This window comes from Paenibacillus sp. B-A-8 (assembly GCF_048572915.1).
GTDB lineage: Bacteria > Bacillota > Bacilli > Paenibacillales > Paenibacillaceae > Paenibacillus_AQ.
In genome coordinates this window covers 1,045,640-1,069,046 of the sequence record NZ_CP183882.1, presented here as the reverse complement: position 1 = coordinate 1,069,046, position 23,407 = coordinate 1,045,640, and the positions used below count along the sequence as shown (strand labels likewise).

The window sequence follows — 23,407 nt, the reverse complement described above, 5'->3', positions numbered from 1 at the left end:
TGTATATGTTCCACATTCTTACCCCACGAAGAATAGAAACGCTCACGAAAAAGGCAGGTCTCCTGGCTAATGCTTCATTGCCGCTCTTCACCTTCCCGTCCTAACTGCTGACAGTGGTTCATAGAAGAGACGCTCCGCATTTACAGTGGCGGGACCGCGCCGGAATTTTACACCGGACTTCCCTTTTAAGCAGACTCTGATTTAGGGGAGTCTGCACCTTTTCCAATATGTATTATCTTATTTTCATAATCATATCTATTAATACACAGCATGTCTATAGAAAAGCTTTGTATGAGCAACAAAAAAAGAACAGCAGAACCAAACCTTTCGGTATCGTCCTGCTGATCAGAAATTACTTTATTCGGCTGTTCCTTCCGGACTTGCAGTCGCTGAAGGTTCAGCACTTGAGTTAACACCCGTTGTATCCTTTGGAGCGGGATCTACGATCAACGTAAATCTACCAGCCTTGATCATGCTATGATCGACGATTGTCGCACCCGGCTCCATAGTAACCTCCACCTGATAGGAAGGTTGCTCACCTTCTGTAATAGCTGTCGCGGACGGCACAACTGTGCTGCCCTCTGCATCAGAGGAAGGTGTAGGAGATGGAGAGGCCTCGTCTGCAGTATTAGTAGCATCTACGCCTTCCGCCGTCCCCGCAGTCGTATCAGCGGCGTTCGTATCGCCAGATAAGTCTCCATCCGTTGACGGCACTGAACAAGTCCCAGTGCTAGCAGCAACCTTAAAGCTCTTATCCACTACATCGGATGAAGTCATTAAACTAATCTCCGTCGGATTAAATTGCACACAATCATCCGCGTTGGCAAACGTGAACACCAATACACTGCTTCCTTTATCTCCTTCGGTACCTAGATCCTTCAGGTATACGGAAGCCGGAGGAAGCATACTGCCTGCACTCTGAACAGGTGTCGGTGCAGGGGTTGTCCCAGGCAGGGCCGTCTTTGGATCTTCCGGACGCAGCATACTGAATACGATAATTGCGATAATCACCAGAATGCCAGTGATGGAACCGGAGATCAGGAGTCGAAATCGGCTGCGGCTGATCCAGCGCGCCAGCGGGGAAGCCAGCTGGGAGCGAGCCTCATTGTAGACATTTTGTAGAGCAGGCCGAGCTGTAGCGACATAGCTTTTACGAAATTCACGATTCTTGAATGCCTCGCGGTCACTGCTCTGGAAATACTTCAGAATCGCCCGGCGGTATCCCGGGTGAAGCTTTTTATTCGATATCGTAAATAAAGAATTTCCTTGAGACCATGCGAAGAATCGATAGATCACATCCTTGTCGTTACCAGCTTTATGCTTAACTAACTCCAGCAATGCGTCATAATCCAGCGGACCACCCTCGCGTTGACTCGTGTAGTAGAAAGCTAGTGGAAGACGTTCAAACGGTTCTAACACCCGAGCTTCCTTTAGTAAACGGCGACCGAGCAGCTGTACATCATCCAGCTCCTTCGGAGACAAGCCTGCAAATATCTCTTCATTCGGCTTCTCTTCACCAAACCAGCGATAAGCAGCGCGGAGTGCATTTTCTTTCTGCTTGCTAATTCTATCTAGTGGCGGCTGCCAATCCACAACATTGCCATAACGTAAGAAAACAACCTCTAATAAGTCCTCCTGCGTCATTTCAGTAAGAGATAGCCGATTCAGCAAGAATCTGTCTGCAGATGCTGCAAGATCCTGCATGAGCGAGAGTACTTTAGGAGATACGCCTGTCCCTCTACGTCGATCTTTCTCCGCTTTATCTACAGTGCTATGAATTTCCGCCACCGCAGCAACCGGATCCGTCTCCAGTTGTAGCTTTTCCAGCAAGTAATCCCTTACTGCATCCTGAGCAAAAGGTTGCTCTAACGCAGCTGGCAGAAAACGGCCCCAATGGAGTACAAAATTCAGAATGTCCACAGATTTAGATGCAGCAATTAGTCTTGACTCCATATAAGGCTCTAATAACTGCTTGCGGAAATACGATTCAGACATTACCCGTTGAAAAAACGCAGCACTTAGCTCATCATTACTTTCAATGATCCCGTAAGCTGCATTAAGAACATCTTTGCGTCCCGCTTCCACGCTATGAAGCATTCCATTAATGAAATAATCAACGATTCTGACTTTGTAATTATGATCCTTGAGCATAAAATAATCTTTAAAGCACTCCATAATAGCAGGCTCTGGAACATTCCTTTGCCGGACTAAATCAAATTCTCGGTCGAACCGCTCCAAGAAAATATCGTTCAGTCGGATTCTGGAATGAATAGCACCCTCCGCCTTAAGGTAAGAGAGCAATCCGCTTAGCACCGCGCTCTTATTCTCTGTATATAAATGCTCATTCCCCTGCTCAATCTCATAAAATACAGCTAACTCATTATAAAAAGCGAGCGATAGCTTATGCTCAGGGCTTTCTCCACGCAGGATCTGATCAGCAAAACTTACGAAATCGTCAAGATCCCCTGGATTTAGAAGTAACAGCTTCCAAACCAAATCAGCATACGGCTGACGAGACTCTCCAAAATCCACATTCCCCATCCGACCTGAAACCAAATCAAATGTAAAATCCTTCTCGATGTTGCGATCACCGGGACGAAGCGAACCTTTTTCCACAAAGCTAAGATGAATATATTTACGGCTTTGCGGTTCATTGGCATACGTAATCACGCCTAATCTACGGCGGAATTCATACGGCAGCACGCTATATAAAATCTCTGTAAGCTCCACCGCACGTGCGGACAACTCCGTGATAGATACATTAAGGGCAATATAGATTTTTTTCTTACCTGCCACAGAGAGCATCACCGCTTGCAGCAATGCCTTAAATATTCCTTCATTAATTCCTAACAAGCGTAAGCCCGCTATAGGATCAGGGCGACGATCCGTACGTATAACTGGAATATCAGACAGCTCCGGCAAGGTTCCGCCTAGCTCTCCGTCATAGCTTCTTGCGAAATCAGCATGTAGCCAATCTCCGTAGTTCTGAACAATCTCTTCTGATCGTGAGGCAGGAACTACAAAGTTATGTGCGAAAAAAGCGCTGCGTTGGCCCGTAAAATCCGTTGCTTGATAACGACTCATCCCAATGACTGTGTCGCCATTCTCTGCATGGAACAGGTGCAGCGCACTAGGATATACAGACTCATCCTTCTCTCCGCGCGCAGCCAGCTCAGCCGGAGCATCATAGAGGCAGAAGGGATGCAGTGTTTTTTTGATAAAATTATTGTCTAGACTGTCCGACTTCGCGACCGTATCAAAGCCTTCTGTGGAACGAAACAATCCGCGGCGTTCGCGGGTGTACATCTGTTGGGCGATCTTAGACCCTGAGAATGCATTCACGGGCCGTCGCTCCCCTCAATATACTTCAGCTTATGCAGCAGCCAAATAAATGGCTCGTCTACACGAATCGGGCTTACCACACCCTCAATCTTCTGATTTACAGGATTACTGCCCAGAGCAGATACCGCAAAATAGCCCGTATTTGAGAAGTAAACATCCATCGTATCTTTAAAAGGTCTGTCCACTTTACCAATAAATCTGCGAATCTCTCCGTCGATATTATGGAACTCATCCATATTCAATGTTTTGCGATGAACATAGTTATTGAATACATTACTGTTAGACTTGATGTAATCGCCATCCTCATCCTTCAGCGAATGCAGCATATCACTTTTTGCAAGAACGACTGCTGTTGGAATGTCTGTTTTGCTCTTTTCCTGATAGGCGATAAAATCACCGAACATTGTCAGCACAACGTCACGCGGCTCGTCATATTGCGAGACCCATTCTCCCGGACGATCGCCGATATTAATATGAATCTTCTCACGGATCGAACGGATTTGCAGCGGATCGACCATAAACAGAATACCGGCAGAGTTCTTGATATGCTGACCATGTAGTCCCAGATAATCCTGATCCACCATACCCTCACCTGCTACATCGAAGAACACGAGTGTCAGCGGCGGCTTCTCTTCATCCTTAAAGACGAATTGAAAAATAAACGGCTCTTGCATTTTTTCCTTTTGTGTAGAAGCAAGCAGATCCCCACGCTCAAAAAGCGGTTCTTCATATAGCGTACGGAACTTGCGGCTAATCTCTGCATTAAGCGGCATACAAGCGGCATCAAAATGTCCTGCTGTCGTATGCTGCAAGGTATGAATCAGCGCGGTCATATACACCGACTTCCCGACTTGGGAAGCACCGATAATCGAGATAATGTTACTAGGAACTTTACCTGCAGTCACAGGCAGCTCGTTATGACAGGATGGACAAAGCCGTCTGCGTGTGAGCACTCCATAGCGATCCGTAAGCCCTGTTAACACATGATCGGTATAATGATGGTATTCTTCCGGAATATCCGCCGGATTAATGATCGCTTCTATGTCATCCACCGTATCGAGCCCAAAGCGCTCACGGTATTTATTTAAGGCGTCATCCTCGCCCAGCGCGTAATTCTCATCGTCCTCTCGGCTATGCATAGCCCGAAAGACCACATCCTCCGGAGAGAACTTGGTGAAGCAATAAGGACACACTATATCGTAAAAAAGCGGCCTTGGCTCCGGCTGATTCTTTTTCATAAAACGGCTAAAAAAAGACATCTACTCATCCTCCCAAAAGTTGTATCTGCGTATCTTGCTACGGACAGGCAATGTCCAACATTCGCTTGTACGCGTAGACTGATATCTTACTCCGGCACCAACTCGTAATAAAGCCCATACTTAGGACCATCGGTGAAAAAGATGCGTACAAAATCATCCTTACCGATCTCGATCGGCGGGAGTACGTTTCGTCCAGGGGCGAAATCTTGCACAAAGGGAAAGAGAATACCATCCTCTTTCCCTGCGGGATGTCCTCCCCGTTTCTTAACATAACAGAGGACATCCCGGGCTACTGGAACTTCTGCCGTAATTGCCATATGTACGGTCTTTTGTTTTCCGAATAATCCTCTTTTTTGTTGAATGGAATAATAAATTCTGGCTTTGCCTGCACTGACCACCATACGGTTGGCACCGTCACTTTGCCTCACCAGCAGTGTCTCTCCGTTCTCAGCAAGGCGAGCAAATATGGTATAGGAGACTAGGCCGATCTCATCCAATCGGTCACGGTATCCATTGTTAGACTTGTATTCCTCACGAGTATAGAGCTTCATTCCGACCGGCGGAATATCTCCTGTTCCCATGGAAGCCTCTTCTGCGGAGGTCTTGTGGATGTACACTGCCTGCACGCCGTCCGGCCAGCGCCATCTCAGCGTACAGAACCGGTCATCCACTTGAGATGTCACATCCGTTATTACCAGAGCGGAAACATTATCCTCGGCGTACCTCATTACTGTAAGCCCCTTTCAACTACTAAAATCCTTTGCTGTTCCGATTTCTCCGTCGGCCAGGAAAGCTTTCTGACGTTGGAGTTGACGCTGCATTATTTCTTTTATTACGGTAAATACGTCCTTCTCCTACCGGAATGACGCCTGTAAATAATGAGATGATTGCAGCCAATATAAGAACAGCTAGGAGGCGAATAAGTCCATCAGTGAAATTATGACCGCTAAGTCCGAATTCCAGAACAAGTCCTGCGAACAACCCTGAGATTACGCCGCCAATCCCGAAGCTTTTTGCTAAATGACGATTATCAAACATAATGCCAAGTCCGAGTCCAAGTCCAGCACCGATTAGCATCAGCGACAAAATACGAACTGCAGCATAGTATGGACTATCTGCTGTAGCATCACTGCGCACCGTAAGCAATGTACGATCTCCCAAACGATCATAGATTTGCTGGAATACATCACCCAAAAGGGCCGTATCTGTCACATCATAATAGTGACCGCCTGTTATTTTCGCAATATCCTGCAGCAACTGGGTACCCGCAGGATCCTGCATCCCCAGACCAATGGTATTTACAGCAATTCCACGATCTATATAGGTCTGCAATTCTCGTGAAGTATCGAAATTGCTCACGCCATCCGACAGCAAAATGACCATAGCGCCCTGATTTTTTTTGCCGTCACTGTCTATCTCTTTAAGTGCTTCCGAAATCGCACCGCTAATGTTCGTGCCACCCTCAGTTGGCTTCAAATTATCAATTGCAGTCAGCACCTTCTCACGATTCTGCGAATCTGAGAGTGGTGTTAACGGCTGGACGACTACTGCTTCGTGGTTAAATGTCACCACCGCTACCTGATTGTCGTTGTCCATTCTCGCAATTAACGCCTTAGCGGCTGAATAACGGCTGTTATCAGGATCACTCTGCGCCATACTGCCAGAGTCATCGATAGCCATAACTACATTCTTAATCGGCTTCACACCGCCAAAATTCAGCTCATAAACAAACTCCGTTAATGCACCTACCCCAAGTGCAAGTACAAGCATTATTGGCAGCAGCTTCCAGGATAGACCTAGGTAGCGCTGCTTCCATGAGGCTCCGTTTAACCGAGGCGAGATCATCTCCGCTAGCAGGCAACCGATACCGATACCGAGCGCTACTATGGCAAAATAAATGCCTACGAGCAAAATGGAAGGCATATCATTGTACCAGCTTAGCAGCCACTCTCCAAAAAGAAAGGCGACCCCGCCGCCGATCAGACTGAAGAAGAGCAGGAGCAGATTGATTTTTCGCTGCATCTTTATACTTCCTTTCCGGGAGAAACCTGAATTGTACTCCTATGGTTTTAACATTGTTCGGGGGTTATGCTGCCTGATAAACGGGCTACCCGGATGTGTTATCATCCCCCAGATTGCACTTTGTGCAATAGAATGGAACAGAAATCACATCTATTTCAATTCTATTGCATAATGTGCATTTGAAATAAGGAGAAATGTCCCTATTTCAGATATCTTCTTAAATCTAATGTACTAAATACAATAGAATTCTAATTAAAGGCTGTATCCGATGATTCTATTGCACAAACTACAATAAGAGACTCAACATGAGAGTACCTATCTATTACGCCATCAGCGCATTTCTGGAAGCTGATCCTCACTCAATCCATGAAGCTGATAGCCATTCTGAGCGTACGTTTCATAATAAACCTTACCATTACGGTAATAGAGCAGATCCTCTAAATGGAAACCGCCCATCAGATTTAGCTTCTCAACACCACTTCTACGCTGCTCATGCACGAAGCCTAAGCGGTAAATGCGAGTCGTCTCATCCACACCAAATGCGTAACGCAGGAATTCAGATGCGCTGTCTCCGAAGAAATATTTTTCCTCATGACGATGCTCTTGCGTGTATTCGAACAGACGAACATTGATCGTCGCGCCATCCTCCAGATTATGATACAGACGCTTGAACAGCTCTTCCTTCGATAGAACCTGACGGTTCTCATAAGCAGCCGCAACATTCGCACGCCGCAGAAGCTCTTCCTCGAAAGATAGGGCAAACGGATCTGCCGCTAATATTTCCCGTTGGCAAATGCTAATCAAGCGCTCCGCTACCGCTTCTTTGCCTTGCTCTAAGAGCTTAGAAATGCTGCCCATATACTTCTCACTGAAGAAAATTCCTGGGCCACGCCGAGTTTCGATCTCTTTCATCACTTCTTCTGTGACGACTCGGTAGTATTCCATCACGTTCTGGCCAGTGGTTTCGTTCGTTCGCCCAATGCTGTCCATCACAGTAATACGCAGCTCTTCTTCGAGCGTCTCCATAGCTTTCACACGAGCCACACTTTCCACATGAAGCTGCTCAAGCGCAGATTCCAAACGACTGCATAGCGCAAGCTCACTTTCCATACATAACAGCTCATATCTTTTACCATAAACCGCTGAGAATAAATAATGAATGAAGTTACGTACCGTTCGTTTGTCAAAAAGAGGCACTCGCTGGAACGGCTGGCGCTCCACACTTTCCGCATAAAGATCTTCAAGCTCATCCTGTGCGGAGACCATTGCTGAACGTAGTCCAGTCATATGCTGACGTAAAGCATGCAGCACACTGCCACCCTCATCGCGATCAGCTGTCCACTCTGCAAGCTGATAGAATGTTACTGCTGGCGTAGCTGTTTCCTGTGCCGCCAATATAGTGCGCCATCCACGAAGCGGATGAATACCTTCTACTCTCCGGTTAGACTCTGCGACAAAATTATTGCGGAAATAAGCTTCTCCCCCGTCACCGAACAGCTGCTGTTCAGCTTCACGTAGTGATAACTGCTTCAGCTCATTGTAGGACGGACGCCCGTGGCTCATTAGCCCCGTCATTTCACTAAGGCCGTCTTTCTCCGGAACTAGCTGCGTCGCATGCTCCCGCAAACTGTCAGGATCCAGTCCTAATAGGGATTGACGCTCACGCATAGTCCACGGACTCCCCTCACGCATATCCGCTGCAAGGCGCCGGAAAGCGTGATACAGCACTGCCAATGCAATCTGAACATTAGGTCTTCTTACTCCAGAAAAGCCCGCAGAAGCATACCCTTGTCTTCCTGTACTGCCTCTGATACCGCTTTTGAAAGTCATATTGTTATAGCCACCGTGTCCGGTTGCCTGATCAGAAGTCGGACGGACACGATTCTTAAGTAGACTGATATGGGAGATGATCTCATAGTTATCATCCATGCCGTGAGCAGACATCATGCCGCGCTCATTCTTATCAGAGAGCAAATACACAAGGTCAAATAATGCAGAAGGACCATGGCCAACCGGAATCGACAGACCATCTTCGGTTACAAGCAGCGGTGCATTAAACGTATAGTCCGTTGCTTGCATTCTGTCCAATTCACGCAGAAAAGCCAGCCCTACCGAGCTGGAATATCCAAAATTATCCCCTTGCTCCCGCTCATTGATTAGAGCGTAGAGATCCGTCTGAACCGACTTAAAGGACTGGCTGAGTATTGCACGAGCCAGCAGTGTAATTTCCGGCAACAATACATTAAGCGGGTCATCGACCCGCGTAATGATTGAAAGATGAATCACGTCAAAAGATGAATATAGACGTCCATAATCCGCTATACTGTTGCTCAGCCGCCGGACAACTTTATTCATTTCAGCAAGATAACGTGTATCCTCATGAAACTTGCGGTAAAGCTCATGACGCACAGTCCGTGGATCTGACCCTGCCATATCCGGCAAGGCCATGGCCAGCACCCGGTCTCTTCCTCCCGCATCAGATCCACTTTTGCTTCTGTCTGTTCCCTCGCTCTTCGCACCTGAGACAGCATGTAATGCCATAACACCGCCGGCGTTATCCCATTTCCGTTCGCAGCTATCCAGCACCGGACCGATAGCCGGAGCAACCTTGTCGCCTACGAACAGAAACAGGGCAGGGTAATGGATGCTGCTGCGTCCATCCCCCATGCTGCGCCTTGCCTCTTCCTGTGCCGCATATTGTTCACCATAAGATAATACCTGTGTTTTGATCATAGGATTATTTCAACTTTCTGCGGATACTGCCCAGCTTACTTGTCATGCTCTTGTAGAAGCTGTACATTTCATCGCCGCTCTCATACTCTACCCGTTCGTACTCCAAGCTGTCGCGTGCTTCCAGGAACGATACATACAATCCTTCCAGCTTATAGAGCAATGGAGTAACATCCTCAGCAGCAGTCATTTCACTTGCACGACGAGCTGCCTTACGCAGCAGAACGCTGCGGCTCTTCTCATCCAGCTCCCGGAAATGGCGATACACGGCATATTCCACGTAGCTGCGCTCTTTCATCAAATTGGCAAACGGCTCCCAAGCGTCCTCTTCTTCATCACGATCATAAACATAGAGAGCGCCTTTCTTGATAATGCTGTCCGTGTAGAGCGCCTCGATGAATTGATCCATCCACTTATCTTCATCCAAATATTGATGGAGCAGACTTTCAAGCTCAGCAGCTTTGGCAGTCAGTTCAGCATACTTGGCTAGCTCCGCGCGAACACGAGAAATGAGCTGTGGTGAACGTATAAGATTCTCCTGCGCCATTTCTTTGTTAATGCTGCCAAAGATATCTTTAATGCTTTCCCGCTCCAAGCCCTTCTCACGCAGATTCTTAAGTTCATCAGCCGCCTTCTTCACTTCGCCGAGATTCGGACGTGAAGAATTCAACTGCAAATCAAATCCGCTCAAAAGAGCATCCATATCAAATGGTTTCGTGAACACTACAGAATATCTGTTGCTTGTATTCTCGTCTACACCTTTTTCGATAATCACGCCGCTGGCCAACGCTTTTGCAAAGTCTGCACGCACACGGGCGTTATAATCACGGACCCGGGCATTAACATAGGTGTCACCCCATGATTTTTCCGGAATCGGAGAAGGCAGGTACGTCCAGTTGTTCTTATCCGTCATCACCAGATGGCGGCCGATCCCTTCCTTATCAAGAATGGTCCGCTCATAGTTCTCTTCAAACACCCGCAGCGGCGTGTATACGAAGAGTGGCACACCATTACGGGTGTTAAGCCAGAAAATACGGTTTTTCACTTGGCTTTCTTTGATCGTAAATTGCGATTTACCCAGCGCATTATTCTGATAATTACGAATCCCCTTCAGAATGCCAGGTGCTTTAACAGGCACGGAAACGAAGCCCCATGATGGAAAATGCAAGCTGCCTGAGCTATTACTAAGGTGGAAGGTAGGCACAGCCTCTTCGTCCAACTTACCTGCGATAATTCGCTCTACGAATTTATCTAGCGGTTCTTCATGACCGAATTTCATCACAAGGAAGTCTTCCATCGAACGGGTGATCAAATCCCCGAACTTATCGCTTAGGAACTCCGAAATCGAACGAACGATATCAATCTCCTGTTCTTTGACCCAACGTCCGGAATGCTTCAGCATTTCACGGGTGAAGTCGCGAATCAGATCGTCGCCATCCTTCTGATCCATGATTTTGGAGATGGTCGCCGAAATGTCCGGCACGTTAACAATGTTCCAATAATACGTTTTGTTTCCTTTATAATCCGCCTGCTCTTCACCATTGATAAGGATGTCTCCATTCTTGGCAAAAATCGAGCTAAGCGCACTAAGAATCTCTGTAAACACACCATAAATCCGATTGTTTTCATCATTTAAGAGCTCATATAAGTCCTCATAGAATTGAATCATTTGCTCTGTGCGTTCTACATCGGCATGCAACCAATATTCATTGATTTTAGCTTCAATATAGGCATTTTTCTTCTTCTCTTTGGATACAAAAGCGCTGCGAGCATCGCTCAGCTTCTCATCCGCACTGTCCTGTGCCGTTTCAATATCGCGTGGCAAACGCAGCAAGCTTTCACGTAACGCTTCAATATAAGACTGAATCAGCTTCAAAATACAGAAGCCCTTCTCAGTGTACAGCAAACGGGAAACGTAGAACGGCCCTTGCTCTGGGTGCAGGAAGATGCGCTCCAGCTCTTCACTGAAACGTCCTACTATTTCGCCAGGCAATTGTTTTTTCGATTTGATATATTCTTCACGGGCACGAGCCAAGAAGTTCTGCTCCAGCTCTGTATCCATGCTCACAACCTGATTCTTAACTACGTTGGCATGGCTCAAGCGTTCACTGTTCTCGTAACCTGGCAATGGCTCAGGCACACGGGATTCAAACGTCTTAATCATACTGTCGAGATCTATCCCAAGCTTGCGCGCGAATTTCTCTACATCCTCTTGACCAGGCGCCTGCTGGAACATTTTTTCCATTTTATCAAACAAGCGGAAGGCCAGATAAGTCGTCATTTCCTCAATCGGAAGCACGGCAGACGAGGCACCGATAATGTTGTACTCATAGTTAGCCGGATATGTCTTATTCATCTGCGCGATATTCGTGCGGATATTACTGATATAGTCATGGATCGCGAATTCTTCACCAGACTGCTTTTCTTCACTTGCCATAAAGTTCGTGATGTTCTCCGCCGTTACATTCATACAGTAATCGTACGCATTCTCAAGCAGCTTACCTTCGGTATTCGTTGCAGAGATCAAATGGCATAGATTAAACGGAGGCAGCGGTGAATTTACCGTCAAAATATTACCGTATTGCTGTTGGAATCGCTCGCCACGACTGTCTACATTCATCCAGTAATCCAGCTCTTTTAGCGCCGCATAACCGTTCTTGCGAATATATTCACGCGTATGCTCACTTAGACTTTTATTAGACAGGTTCACGTCCGGTGTAAAGAGATAACCCAGTGTGTTCACACGGTCAATACCGGCTGATCCATAATCACGTTCAATAATACCGCGTACGATATACGCAATATCAAGGAAAGCTCCACTACCGGTACCCCCTGACAGTCCTGTCAAAAGGAAGACCATCAGCTTTTTGTTAGTGCCTACGGATAACGTCTTAATTTTCTTATCAATCGCGCCTACCACCTGATTAATCTTGGTGAACAAGAGCAGACGTCCGGCCTGGCGCACACCAGCGGCACCGTTCATACCATCCGTAATGCTCAGCTCAGGCGACAGCCAGTCCGTAATATACGAGTCAAGAATACTGCGGTTCTGCAGCAATCCGCCGATCTCAGCATTCGCTAGTAATACAAATTCATTCTGAGGATCGAGCCCGATCCCTTTGTATTTTTTTCCGCGGTCCTGTTCATTCGTCTCAAAAGCTAGGAACTCTACATTATCCGGCTTGTCCCGCTTCTTCTTGGATATCGGATCTTCCGGCAGCTTAAAGCGTCGGTTAATCTGATATTTAAGACGCAGCAGGGCATCAATGCCCGTGCCGCCTAGTCCAATAATCAGGATCGGATTATCAATCGTATCCACCCTGATCTTATCACTGACAATCCCTCCGCCTAGTGATACATCCAATTGCTGTATATGCTCTCTTACTACTGGTTTCATATGCTTATCCTCCTAAAAGTTTTGCGGAAGCTGTACTTCAGATCTCTTGCAAAACCACTTCTTTGGCATTTGATGCCTGCTATACTAAATATTCGAGATAAATCGTCTTATCTACCGTGTGTAGGGATACCGAAACGCGGTCACCACTCTTCAGCTCCAAACCACGTGAGGCATCCGCAGCACGTCCGGATCTCTCTACAGTAACACCTTCTCCGCTGCGTAGCAGCAATCGGTCGTTCTTAGCTGGTGTGAAAATAATACTCTCGCTTTCCTTCAGCTCAGGCGCTAATTGCAGCAGCTGATGAAGGGTAAACTTGCCTCTGAATCCAGCAAGCTTCTTATATTGTGGGTAGGTCTTCTCACCCGTATTGCCGTCTTTAACCTCGACTACCAGCTGTCCAACAAAACCGCGTGCCGATTTTTTATTCAGCACATACCATGCAGCAGCGGCAGCCAACACCAGAAGAATTCCGCCTATAATGTAATACAAGGTTTTGGACGAAGCTTCTTTCAGAGGTTCTTCTGTGCCAGTCCCTGTCGAAGGACTTGTAGTAGCAGTGCCACCTGTCTTCGCGCTGATCTTTACAGGAGCACTTTCACGATAGAAACTGCTTTCCTCTGCACGAACCTTCAGCTCATAGTCATGGCTTTCTTTTACCTCGAAGGTGCCCTTAAAAACATTCCCGGAGTTATCCAGTTCGATTTCCTGTACATCACCTGTATCGATATCTGTAGCAAGCAGTACCGCCTTCATATCTTGATACAAATTACTGAGTGTTACCTGAGTACCATTGCTGAACAGGTGGGAGGTAATATCAATTTTATCACCTTTTTTATAGGTGGCTGATGGCAACGCATCGATCTTAAGCTCCAAATCATAGTTAAAAACTAGATTAATATCAATTTTATCCTTTGGCACACCTTTGACCTGAAGCTTCCAATCTCCTTCCTGCGGTGACAATAGCTTGATCAAGCTATAAGTGGAAGACTTCGACAGCACAACATCCTTGGACGGGATGGCGACAGCATTTCCTGAAGGATCAGTTAGCTTCGCGGTCACAGGCTGTGACGACATAATTGAGATATTGGCTTCCAAAACACTGCCGTTAGGCACGTTGACGGTCACATCCTGATAATCCCCATTTGCAGTGATCGACTGCACAGGAACTACCTTCAGCTTCAGATGACTAGCAAAAATCTCACTGAGTATTTGCGGAAGATCATCCGCGGAGTCTGTCGAAAATGCTTTACCACCTGTCTCATTGGACAGATCGGCGAGTTTCTGTTTATTCAGTTTGCCGTCTGCATTAAGCCCAATCGTATAAATGGGATAGCCATTCTTCTTGGCGACCTCCACAGCGGCATTCAGTTCTTTATCCGATTCGCTCTGCGTCCGGCCTGTTGATTTGTTGAAATCGTTATTGCCATCCGCTAGCATTACGATGATTGGCTCATGATTCGGATCGCTGCCATTCTGGAGCACCTTCACAGCCTCTTCTACACCGACAGCAATGTCGGTATACGCTCCGCGGTCCAGTCCGTCAATAAAATCCTTCAAATCCTGCTTATCTGTCTCTGAACTAATTTGCAGCAGAGCTTTCTCCCGCTGCACTTTGTCGGTATAGGCAACAATACCTACTTTATCACCTTGGGTAGATAGCATATCTATGAACATTTTCATCGCTTCATTCGCGACCTTGTTCTTGTCACTAGTCTTCATGGAGTTGCTGACATCGATAAGAAGCACAGCATCAATGTGAGATTGCGCAGACGTTGCCGCATAGGCCTGAACAGCTGCAAAAGGTGAGGCAGCAAGACATAGAGCCAGCAGTAATGCCGGGAAGATACGTTGTAAAAGCGTCTTAGTTATTCTGTTACTTTGATATTTACGAAGCATAAATAGGGCTCCTCTTGTGTTATATTAGGCACATATGACAGGTTCAGCACTGTCGCTAAAATCTGTAAATAGTATGCCATTATGATATAATTAAACCTTGTAAACTTCAACTTTAGGACCGCCGGACCAAAGTAGCAATGCTGCATAGAATGATCATTCTATGCGCCATCCAGACTGCGAGGCGTCCATGAGAAAGGACTGTTCCATGATTTCATACGTCATTCTTGGGATTACGTTCCTAATTGCCGTAATTCAGATTTCCATCTATGCTTCACGCCAGCGTAAACCACTAACACGTGATGATATTAACGACCGCCTACTGGCCGCTTTGAACGGAGGCGATAAAGGCCGTGAATAAGAAAAGACCTGTTACCTTTCGGCCTTTCAAGGCCCCTCGTTACGCTTATGACAAGCTGCGCATTTGTCGCCACTGCGGGCAATACACCGCTCTCGGTGAAGATCGATGCACCAAATGCGGCAGAGCCTCACTTATTACGGTAGAGCAGCAAGCCGCATCCATTGCAGGAAGAAAAATGCATACACGCCTCCTATTCATCTTACTGCTCACATTAGCATCCGTCTATTTTGGAAATAGCATAGAGCAGATGATCCTGTGTGGTGCCGGAGGGGTTCTCCTCGCTGGACTATTGTACTATACGCAGCGAAAAGTACGGCAGAACGAGAATCTTCGTTCTCTTAACGAGCTGCTTGGCCGAGGGATCGGCATCATCAAAGAGGGGCTAGAGATCAACCGCCAGGAGGCTGTCTCCGTACTCCGTGAGGATGATGTCCTTGCCTACGAGAAGCTGCGTGAACTCTCCATCCTGCTTCGTGGTGACCGGATCGCACGGCAACGGATCGCCTTGCTGCATGGTTTTTTGCTTCGCAAGGACATGGATTTAGAACTGGAACAGCTACTTCTGAAGGATTTCGAGCCGCTGCTGGCCGAATATATCGGCGAGATCGCTAAAGTCCGCCCTGATCTGATCAAAGATCGTACACTGCGATACGTAAAGAACTATGAAGAAGAAATCCGTCATATGGATAATGGTATGACCATCCTTACGGGAGTTGCCGGAGCCGCAGTAAGAATGAAGCGTTATGCCCTGCTCTACTCCAGTATGATCAGCCGATACGTGCAAGATCTACCTAAAGACCGCTTTATGCGGTTGTCCAAACTCATTGCTGCGAATCCCCATGAACCATGGAACGGACTGGACCATAGAGTAGCTGACATTCGAGAAGCTAAATATCGCTGGGACCCGGAAGTTCAATAGACATTCTTATATTTCAAGAAGAAACGGCATTGGCATCTGTTATGGATGACAATCGTTTCTCGTAGAAATATAAGGATAAAGAATGATGTGAAACTATGCTTTCTTATATTTCGAAAAAAGAGGCTACTCTATATGACGTTCAAACAATTAATAACCCTGCGAAACTTTATGATCATTTTGTGTATAAGCATGTTTGTGTTGCTTGGACAGAAGGCTTTTCTCATCGCTGATAAAATACAAATAACCAAGGAAGCCGACCGTCTCTATGCTGCTGGCGATCTGATTAGTGCAGAGAATCAATATCGCTTAGCGGCAGCAAACCATTCCATTCTTTATATGGAAGAGAAGGTTGCGAAGCGGCTTGATGAGCTGTCACCCATTACGGCCATCCGCCAAGGTTTGAATGCCTTGGTATCATCCGCTAAAGCACAAGCAGCGACTAAGGATTTTACCGGATTCATGAAAAGTTATGATACTCTCCTCAGCTTAAAAGCTACATATATGAAGCCCGGTGGGCCTTATGAATCCTATTATCGCCAGTTATCAACCGCTTCAGGCATTTCTGACCAGTTCACAACCTACTTCCGTGAGTTTAAGGAGCAATTTCTTGCCGAGCTTGCTCAGAATCAGAGTGGAAATACGAGTGAAGAGGACACTTTTAAATGGAATCTATTGCTGATTATTCCCGATGCTTATTACGGAAGCGCCGCTTCCAAGAATGAGTTGCTAGCCTCCAAGTTCAAAAGCCATGATACAGCTAAATTAAAAAACTTAGCAGGCACAGGAAACTTTTCAGGCATGCTGGAGAGCGCACTCTCTATGATGAATGCTTACAGCCAGCATAGTTACGATGCTCCATGGGTACTTCTACAGACAGAAAGCAGCGGAAAGACCATCCTGAACAAAGACCTAGAGGGCAATAACATAACCGCTTTTGCTGGGCATGCTGTAGCCTATCGTAATTTTGCGGGATCTGCGAATATCACCTCATCTAAAGTACTAACCTTAGTCGATACTAGTAAAGCTCAACTACTGAAAAATGCCAAGCGCATGATAAGTAAAGGTCAATATGCTGAAGCTATCCAGCTATACGGCGATCTGGCTCCGCTAGAGGATACTTCTTCCATCATTGCCGCTACAAGGTTGGCTTGGAATATCGCCGAACCTGTGCGCCTCCTTCCGGGCGGTGAAGAGCAAAACAAATATGGGAACGTCATCTCCAGCAAGGGACTACATGGTACAAAGGTCATTGTGGCTGGAACAGATAGCAATGGTGTACTCTATTATGCAGCAATGAATAACGACGAAAGTGTCATTACTTTAACTGGAAATATTTTACCGAATTTCGAGAGCCTTCGCAGTCTTACTTTTAATGATCAGCTCACTGCCTCTTCAGGCTCTGGTGCCCCCGTAGTTCTGGCTGAATCCGAGGTCAAAGGTGGACGTACCCTTTTTACAGCATATGAAATGAAATCGGATGGTATTTCCCAGTTGTTCTCAATGTCTGGCGATAGCTACGAACTACAGTCCGATGATTCCATACTCGTACCTAACGCGGATCTCGGAGACGGTGTCGATGGACAGACGGCACGTTACCGTAAAGTAGACGGCAGCTATCAGTTTGCTGAGATTGTTCAGGAGTATGCGGTAATTTCAGCTTCCGATGTAGCGCTTCATCCTTTTGAAAAGGTATCTTTTCACTGTGAAATCGTCGCAGATAACTTCGGTAATATGCTTGCTTACTCAAATGGAGTTTATATTTTGCTTCAAGGAGACTTGGGTTCCGTTACAGGTAACGCGTTAGTTAGTGGTCAATATCAGAACGGTTATCAGCTTGTTGGAACGGACATGGGAGAGCAATATGTGCCTGTGTTTGTGGTGGAATCCGTGGGTAGTATGAGTTTTGGACAATAGAACATATGAGATAACTGCTTAGTCGAGTTGTGGGATCGCTCGTCGTGACAAATGAGAGTCCCTTCAACTTGTGACGTAGATGTATAGCCTGGGAGAGCAAGCCCATGGGAACAGTAATCGGCTATAGTGATTTACAGGAGCAAGCCTAAGATTAGTAAGGTTATTTTACAAGATACATAAACCTTGGAGCGGCCATGTCCGCTCATTTTTTTTGTCCAAGGGGTGTTGGTAGTCCGTCTATACTGGTGCTGTTCTTCTCTTGTCTATATTCTTTTAGACCTGCTTCACCTTTTTGGATAGACCAACGTTGTAACGTATCTCGCTCACCATCATAACTCATAAATGGGACCGAAAATCCACAGGAAGTCTGTACTTTATGAACATCGATTAAAATGATCTGTCTAGCTCCCGGCAGAGGTGTAAACATAGGGTACAGCGTTTCCCATTCCAATGATCCAGGCAAAATTACCGCCCCCGTTCCATACAGTCTCAGAATGTTCGGCGGTCCTTGAAACGCACAAAACATAACCGTCACTCTTCCATTTTCCATCAGATGTGCGCTGGTCTCATTACCACTACCGGTCATATCAAGATAAGCCACCTGATTAGGAGACAAAATCCGAAAGCAATCATGACCCTTAGGCGAAAGGTTAACATGCCCTTCTTCAGAAAGGGGCGCTGACCCTACAAAAAAAAGATGCTGGCGAAGAATAAACTCCTCATGTACAGGTAGCATAGCCGCGAATTGTTTTCCCATTTGGCATTCTCCATTTCTTTGTGGTTTATGTGTTGGCTGTTTGTACGAAATTTTCACCCGTTCACTGGTTTACAGCACATCTGCCATAGAACGAAGAGTCCTTGCTCATTCCTTTTGTTGATATATATTCGTTTCAATCGTTGAGTAACCCTTCTCCCGAGGTATTCAGCTCATCGGCGCGAAAAAGGGAGCTCCCTCTCGGCAGCCCCTAAATTCCCATGAAACATTTCATTTAGCTGAAAAATCCCTCACCGGATCTACTTAATCGCAATATAAATCTCAACCTGCGTGTTAGCAGGATCAAAATTCCGAGAATCGTAAATTTCAAAATCGCCCGTATAGGTTCTTACCTCCGTAGACGCCTCAAAATACGCCCAAATCTCCCCCCACGCTTGCGCGACTACTTCGAATACCGGTCCTTTTTTCGTCGTAAACACCATGTATTTGCTCTCCGGAACAGCCGCACACACGAGACCGCTACCCTCTACATGACTCTCCACAGCGACTTCATGCCCAATTACAACGGTATACGCACCCGACGCATCACTCTCATAATCTGTATACAAAGAATAGATATACTCAGGCTGAGCCGTATCTATCTGCCCCGCAATATTACTCTGAAAATACGTTTCCCACAGCTGCGACAAGCGCCCATCAGGTCCCATTTCCACTTCATTAGTCGTGCGTATGCTAACTCCAGCCACGGTCATTTTCGGTTTTTGTACAAAATAAGTATCCATAATTCTCCCTCATTTCCTGTGATTGAGCTTAGTATACACAAGGAAAGTGGACAGCTGTCTGTCCAGTTCATCTTACAATTAGTAATTTGGGTTATAAATGCTTCAATGGGGTAATTAATAGTATGGAACTACACTCGAAGGGAATGACAACACCATGTCTAAAATCAAATTAGCCGTCATCTACTACAGTGCCACAGGAACTAACTACCAGCTAGCACAGTGGGCCGCGGAAAGCGCCGAGAAGGCGGGGGCTGAGGTAAAACTTCTGAAGGTACAGGAGCTGGTTCCCGAGGACAAAATTGCCGCCAATCCGGCTATGAAAGCCCTAGCGGAGAAAACAAAAGATATCCCCGTGGCAACACCCGACGATATTGTGGAGGCAGATGCGATTATTTTCAGTTCTCCTACCCGGTTCGGTAACATTGCTTCTCAAATGAAACAGTTCCTTGATACAACCGGAGGCATTTGGGGCAAAGGACTAACGGTAAACAAAGTCGTCAGTGCCATGAGCTCAGCACAGAATCCACACGGTGGACAGGAAGCTACGATTTTAGCACTCTACACATCGATGTATCACTGGGGAGCGATTGTCGCAGCACCAGGTTATACCGATCCAGTCACATTCGGTGCGGGAGGCAACCCCTACGGAACAAGCGTCAGTGTAGATGGAGACGGTAAAATGATTGAAGATCAGGATCGGATCCGTGACGCTGTTTTTCATCAAGCGAAGCGTACCGTTGAAGTTGCAGGCTGGGTCCTAGCAGGCAAAAACGCCAATAGTCAGAACTAGGCTTCCACCTATCGTTCGATATAGCAAACACCCCTCGGAGCTACCTTAGTAGCATGTAAACCGAGGGGTGTTTTTTTTTTGAAAATTATTCTCCAGGATACTTAAGGCCCCACTGCGCACGTATTTGATCCAGCAGTTTCAGAATCGCTAAAGACTCATCGAGTGACATCACCAGACTCTCTGTAAGTCCCGCCTGGAGACAACGTCCTACTTCCTCTGCTTCAAAGCAATATCCGATAGAAGCTCGATCATCCACAAAGCTATCTATCTTCTCATCTCCTATATAGAGCGAAGCAGATTTCGGGTTCACTAACGTTCCTTCTACAATAATACGGCCTTCTGTCCCAAATACATGTGCTTCCTCCAGCATATTAAGACGAATACCGCCGTTCAATGAAGCGGTTTTTCCATTACCGTAAGACAGCAGCATAGAGAAATGCTCGTCCACACCAGTCTCACCAATATGCACAGTACTGGCTATAGATTCAGGATGAGGCCCAAACACCATCGAGGCAAAAGAAACCGGGTAAATCCCAACATCCAGCAGTGCGCCTCCGCCGAGCTTCGGATTCAGCAATCTGCTCTCCGGATTCCAGTCGGTGCGAAATCCTAAATCCGCCTTCACCAAGCGAACTTCACCGATTCTACCCTCTGCGATCCATTCTCTAACCTTAACAATCGCCGGAATATAGCGACTCCACATCGCCTCCATCAGGAACAGCTTATGTTCTCGCGCATAGGCCACTACTTCTTCCAATTCTTCGCTATTCACGGTAAAAGGCTTCTCACACAGGACAGCTTTGCCTGCACGCAGTGCCAATAATGCATTTTCTTTATGAAAAGGATGTGGCGTTCCGATATAAACCGCATCTACATTCGGGTCATTTACTAATTCCTCATAGGTTGCGTAAGCATGCGGTACTCCATGATCTTGTGCAAATTTATCCGCACTTTCCTGAGATCGCGAACCCACGGCATATGCCACACCATTGCTGGCATGAACTAAATCAGTAACAAACTGATGGGCAATCCAGCCTGTACTAAGAATTCCCCATCTTACCTTGTAAGCGTTGTCTTTATCCATTATATTGTCCTCCTCGTCCTACTGGTTCTACTGTTTGATTCTATCAGACCATTCTAATGAATGTATAGGAACTAATGCCCGCGAACACAACTGTCACCACCAAAATAGCGATATTCCATATCCTGCTCAAAGCCTCTGAATGCTCGTTAGAGCTCTGAGCAAACGCTTTTTGCACAAGGAACTGCAACAGTTTCATGATTATAAATCCCAAACATCCAAGCCCGCTTTGTAAAATAACCTCCAGACTAGACTTACTTACAAATCTATCAGCCATGTTCCCATCGTAATGGATCGGGACCATATCCGGCATTTTGGAATATAAAAATAGATAAATAGCTACAGGAATCAAGGCTACCACACTACTTAAGATCATCGTCAGTTTGGTTTTGAACAACACTATAACCTCCTTGAGCATGAAGATAGGATCTAACCTTCTATTCTCCTTCCACTTCAATTAAAAATACCCGATCCTTAAATCCACCACGACGTTCAGCCTTCTCCTCACGAAGCTTCTCCAGCTCTGCACTATTACTCCCGTGTGTCTCTGCCAGAGCCTGAATCACTTCCAGCATATCGGCAAGCTCCTCAAGAGCTTCTTCATCACTAGCTGCCTGAAAATACTCCTCGGACTCTTCTTTCAATTTTTTACGTAGTTCAGTTATGTATTCTTTAGGCTCTAGTGTCCTTACTCTATATTTTTCACCTTGAGCAGTGATTAAGTTGGGGATTCCGTCACGCACTAGCTTTTGATATACAGGTATTTGAGTTCCTCCTTTCTTCTGCTATGTATTCTATCTCCTTCAACCTGACTTCGATTCCATCACTAGACGTTCTACAAAAGGAAGATCTGCAGGAGCAAATGTAAACTGATCCAGTTCAGCCGGAAGCACCCACTGATATTCGTCATGATCGACAAGATCAATTACACCTCCCTGATATCGGGCTTTCCAAGCAAACAGTCTGATCTCGACGCTTCCATAGTTGTGCTCGTTCACGCCAAAGCTTTCATAGGGAAGGATTGTTATCCGCATCTCCTCCTGAAGTTCTCTTTGCAGACAATCTGCGATGCTTTCATCCTGCTCTATTTTGCCGCCAGGAAATTCCCACAGACCTGCCTGTGATTTACCTTGCCTGCGCCGAGCAATAAGAATCTGTCCTACTTCATTATGTATAATCGCTGCCGCCACCCGGATCACAAGGAACACCTCCTTTATTGCAATTAGTAGACAGATACTTCTATTAAAACATACATTTCATTCCAAACCAAAGAGACTCTCCCAAAAGCCATTAGGCCCGGGAAAGTCTCTTCCGTACAGTCTCTCTATAAATTTCACAGTAAAGTCTTTCTTACGGAAAGACTGCTATTTCGTCAACACAAGCTCCAAGCGAACCTCAAGATTGTTCTCCGTATCCAGCACAACGGTGTGTGGATTGCTTAAGCCAAAATCAGAAAAAGCTACTGTTGTCGTTCCCGACAGCATCAGCTGTCCCCCGCTATACGCGGCTTGAGACTGGAAGGTGACATCCTTTTCCACACCCTTCACTGTAAGCGTACCTTGCATTTCAACCGGCACAGTTGCTCCTTCGGTCCATTCCGCTGGCAGCTCCGAGAATGATTTCACTACAAACGTAGATTGTGGAAATTCCGTAACGGAGAGGAAGTCTTCTCCTTTTACATGCTCATCTCTTTGACCATTGCCAGAGTCCAGAGCGCTCATATCCACGCTTCCTTCCCCCGCCATCGAAGTAGAATCTTCTATATTAACTATCCAGGTACCTTGAACTTTGTTATCCACGAAGTTGACTGTTTCTTTAGAGGTTGTTACTGACCAATATACTTTAGAAGCGTCTGCAACTGTCCAGTCACCGTTTAATTGTTCAGCTGTAACCGTCGCACCTGCTGATGCTCCAGTGTTATTTGTGCTCTCTCCATTACCTGCTGTGGTGGCTTGCCCTGGAATCACGGACTCGATCTCAACATTATTGCCCAGTGATTTATCCAGCAATGTATAACCCGTGACTACTCCTACGATAATAACTCCGGCCGCGATCAAGGCTATTCTTTTTCTCTTCATCCTGTTCCCTCCAATATTCAAATATTCTGTATATTTTTAAGCTCGTCCCTCATTCTAACAAAGCAATATGTCGGGAAGAAGTCAGAGCAGAACGAGCTATGATGTGTTAAAATTGTCGTAATT

At 46.3% G+C, this 23,407-nt stretch carries 18 protein-coding genes and 1 riboswitch; of the genes, 4 read left to right on the top strand and 14 right to left on the bottom strand.

Translation table 11 applies throughout. From position 1 onward, the window contains the following. Positions 1–34: 34 nt before the first annotated feature. A riboswitch (cobalamin riboswitch) is annotated at positions 35–236 on the bottom strand. A 121-nt stretch (positions 237–357) separates the two neighbouring features. The 7 genes from ACN6MV_RS04760 to ACN6MV_RS04730 all read right to left on the bottom strand — a co-directional run bounded on the left by ACN6MV_RS04760 (position 358) and on the right by ACN6MV_RS04730 (position 14,647). Beyond that, on the bottom strand, positions 358–3,342 hold the full coding sequence (locus ACN6MV_RS04760) for a hypothetical protein (RefSeq protein ID WP_419885818.1): 2,985 nt from the start codon (positions 3,340–3,342) through the stop codon (positions 358–360). Further along, positions 3,339–4,601: a hypothetical protein gene (locus tag ACN6MV_RS04755; RefSeq protein WP_042124368.1), complete on the bottom strand. Its 1,263-nt coding sequence runs from the start codon at positions 4,599–4,601 to the stop codon at positions 3,339–3,341. Before ACN6MV_RS04755 ends, ACN6MV_RS04760 begins: the two co-directional genes overlap by 4 nt. A gap of 86 nt (positions 4,602–4,687) precedes the next feature. Then, positions 4,688–5,329 carry a beta-mannanase gene (locus ACN6MV_RS04750; protein ID WP_076119838.1) on the bottom strand — a complete coding sequence of 214 codons (642 nt, stop codon included), beginning with the start codon at positions 5,327–5,329 and terminating at the stop codon, positions 4,688–4,690. Between the two features lie 22 nt (positions 5,330–5,351). Continuing rightward, a complete protein-coding gene (locus ACN6MV_RS04745; RefSeq protein WP_042124364.1) occupies positions 5,352–6,623 on the bottom strand; it encodes a vWA domain-containing protein in 1,272 nt (423 codons plus the stop codon). A 330-nt stretch (positions 6,624–6,953) separates the two neighbouring features. Beyond that, positions 6,954–9,356 (bottom strand): transcription initiation factor TFIID, encoded by a 2,403-nt coding sequence (locus tag ACN6MV_RS04740; RefSeq protein WP_076119836.1) that lies wholly within the window; start codon positions 9,354–9,356, stop codon positions 6,954–6,956. A gap of 4 nt (positions 9,357–9,360) precedes the next feature. Further along, positions 9,361–12,750 (bottom strand): tubulin-like doman-containing protein, encoded by a 3,390-nt coding sequence (locus ACN6MV_RS04735; RefSeq protein WP_419885817.1) that lies wholly within the window; start codon positions 12,748–12,750, stop codon positions 9,361–9,363. Between the two features lie 79 nt (positions 12,751–12,829). Continuing rightward, the gene (locus ACN6MV_RS04730; RefSeq protein ID WP_419885816.1) at positions 12,830–14,647 is read right to left on the bottom strand and encodes a vWA domain-containing protein; all 1,818 of its coding nucleotides are present in this window, start codon (positions 14,645–14,647) and stop codon (positions 12,830–12,832) included. A gap of 187 nt (positions 14,648–14,834) precedes the next feature. On the opposite strand from ACN6MV_RS04730, the gene ACN6MV_RS04725 reads away from it, so the two are divergent. From ACN6MV_RS04725 to ACN6MV_RS04715, 3 genes are all read left to right on the top strand, one after another. After that, positions 14,835–15,005, top strand: a complete 171-nt coding sequence (locus tag ACN6MV_RS04725) for a hypothetical protein (RefSeq protein WP_231574047.1) — start codon at positions 14,835–14,837, stop codon at positions 15,003–15,005. Beyond that, positions 14,998–15,924, top strand: a complete 927-nt coding sequence (locus ACN6MV_RS04720) for a hypothetical protein (protein WP_076119833.1) — start codon at positions 14,998–15,000, stop codon at positions 15,922–15,924. The genes ACN6MV_RS04725 and ACN6MV_RS04720 overlap by 8 nt, the downstream gene beginning before the upstream one ends. A 132-nt stretch (positions 15,925–16,056) precedes the next feature. After that, positions 16,057–17,838 carry a hypothetical protein gene (locus ACN6MV_RS04715; RefSeq protein WP_419885815.1) on the top strand — a complete coding sequence of 594 codons (1,782 nt, stop codon included), beginning with the start codon at positions 16,057–16,059 and terminating at the stop codon, positions 17,836–17,838. Positions 17,839–18,040: 202 nt separating this feature from the next. Here the strand turns inward: ACN6MV_RS04715 and ACN6MV_RS04710 are convergent, their stop codons facing one another. Both ACN6MV_RS04710 and ACN6MV_RS04705 read right to left on the bottom strand, forming a co-directional pair. Then, positions 18,041–18,595 carry a pyridoxamine 5'-phosphate oxidase family protein gene (locus ACN6MV_RS04710; RefSeq protein ID WP_042124354.1) on the bottom strand — a complete coding sequence of 185 codons (555 nt, stop codon included), beginning with the start codon at positions 18,593–18,595 and terminating at the stop codon, positions 18,041–18,043. A gap of 257 nt (positions 18,596–18,852) precedes the next feature. Continuing rightward, a complete protein-coding gene (locus tag ACN6MV_RS04705) occupies positions 18,853–19,335 on the bottom strand; it encodes a GyrI-like domain-containing protein (protein ID WP_419885814.1) in 483 nt (160 codons plus the stop codon). Positions 19,336–19,489: 154 nt separating this feature from the next. On the opposite strand from ACN6MV_RS04705, the gene wrbA reads away from it, so the two are divergent. Beyond that, positions 19,490–20,125 carry an NAD(P)H:quinone oxidoreductase type IV gene (gene wrbA / locus ACN6MV_RS04700; protein WP_042124350.1) on the top strand — a complete coding sequence of 212 codons (636 nt, stop codon included), beginning with the start codon at positions 19,490–19,492 and terminating at the stop codon, positions 20,123–20,125. Between the two features lie 85 nt (positions 20,126–20,210). Here the strand turns inward: wrbA and ACN6MV_RS04695 are convergent, their stop codons facing one another. The 5 genes from ACN6MV_RS04695 to ACN6MV_RS04675 all read right to left on the bottom strand — a co-directional run bounded on the left by ACN6MV_RS04695 (position 20,211) and on the right by ACN6MV_RS04675 (position 23,284). Next, positions 20,211–21,209, bottom strand: a complete 999-nt coding sequence (locus ACN6MV_RS04695) for a Gfo/Idh/MocA family protein (RefSeq protein WP_042124348.1) — start codon at positions 21,207–21,209, stop codon at positions 20,211–20,213. Positions 21,210–21,252: 43 nt separating this feature from the next. Beyond that, entirely contained in the window at positions 21,253–21,603 is a 351-nt protein-coding gene (locus ACN6MV_RS04690; RefSeq protein ID WP_052414457.1) for a DUF1648 domain-containing protein, read from the bottom strand. Positions 21,604–21,643: 40 nt separating this feature from the next. Beyond that, a complete protein-coding gene (locus tag ACN6MV_RS04685; protein ID WP_419886714.1) occupies positions 21,644–21,970 on the bottom strand; it encodes a phosphoribosyl-ATP pyrophosphohydrolase in 327 nt (108 codons plus the stop codon). Between the two features lie 39 nt (positions 21,971–22,009). Next, positions 22,010–22,405: a (deoxy)nucleoside triphosphate pyrophosphohydrolase gene (locus ACN6MV_RS04680; protein ID WP_375104865.1), complete on the bottom strand. Its 396-nt coding sequence runs from the start codon at positions 22,403–22,405 to the stop codon at positions 22,010–22,012. 165 nt (positions 22,406–22,570) lie between these two features. Further along, positions 22,571–23,284, bottom strand: a complete 714-nt coding sequence (locus ACN6MV_RS04675; RefSeq protein ID WP_419885813.1) for a YceI family protein — start codon at positions 23,282–23,284, stop codon at positions 22,571–22,573. Between the last annotated feature and the right edge of the window lie 123 nt (positions 23,285–23,407).

What these genes read in the sequence shown, in the direction of transcription:
- ACN6MV_RS04755 (WP_042124368.1), bottom strand. Translation starts at nt 4,601, where the DNA reads ATGTCTTTTTTTAGCCGTTTTATGAAAAAGAATCAGCCGGAGCCAAGG.
- ACN6MV_RS04750 (WP_076119838.1), bottom strand. Translation starts at nt 5,329, where the DNA reads ATGAGGTACGCCGAGGATAATGTTTCCGCTCTGGTAATAACGGATGTG.
- ACN6MV_RS04745 (WP_042124364.1), bottom strand. Translation starts at nt 6,623, where the DNA reads ATGCAGCGAAAAATCAATCTGCTCCTGCTCTTCTTCAGTCTGATCGGC.
- ACN6MV_RS04740 (WP_076119836.1), bottom strand. Translation starts at nt 9,356, where the DNA reads ATGATCAAAACACAGGTATTATCTTATGGTGAACAATATGCGGCACAG.
- ACN6MV_RS04735 (WP_419885817.1), bottom strand. Translation starts at nt 12,750, where the DNA reads ATGAAACCAGTAGTAAGAGAGCATATACAGCAATTGGATGTATCACTA.
- ACN6MV_RS04730 (WP_419885816.1), bottom strand. Translation starts at nt 14,647, where the DNA reads ATGCTTCGTAAATATCAAAGTAACAGAATAACTAAGACGCTTTTACAA.
- ACN6MV_RS04725 (WP_231574047.1), top strand. Translation starts at nt 14,835, where the DNA reads ATGAGAAAGGACTGTTCCATGATTTCATACGTCATTCTTGGGATTACG.
- ACN6MV_RS04715 (WP_419885815.1), top strand. Translation starts at nt 16,057, where the DNA reads ATGACGTTCAAACAATTAATAACCCTGCGAAACTTTATGATCATTTTG.
- ACN6MV_RS04710 (WP_042124354.1), bottom strand. Translation starts at nt 18,595, where the DNA reads ATGGGAAAACAATTCGCGGCTATGCTACCTGTACATGAGGAGTTTATT.
- ACN6MV_RS04705 (WP_419885814.1), bottom strand. Translation starts at nt 19,335, where the DNA reads ATGGATACTTATTTTGTACAAAAACCGAAAATGACCGTGGCTGGAGTT.
- wrbA (WP_042124350.1), top strand. Translation starts at nt 19,490, where the DNA reads ATGTCTAAAATCAAATTAGCCGTCATCTACTACAGTGCCACAGGAACT.
- ACN6MV_RS04695 (WP_042124348.1), bottom strand. Translation starts at nt 21,209, where the DNA reads ATGGATAAAGACAACGCTTACAAGGTAAGATGGGGAATTCTTAGTACA.
- ACN6MV_RS04675 (WP_419885813.1), bottom strand. Translation starts at nt 23,284, where the DNA reads ATGAAGAGAAAAAGAATAGCCTTGATCGCGGCCGGAGTTATTATCGTA.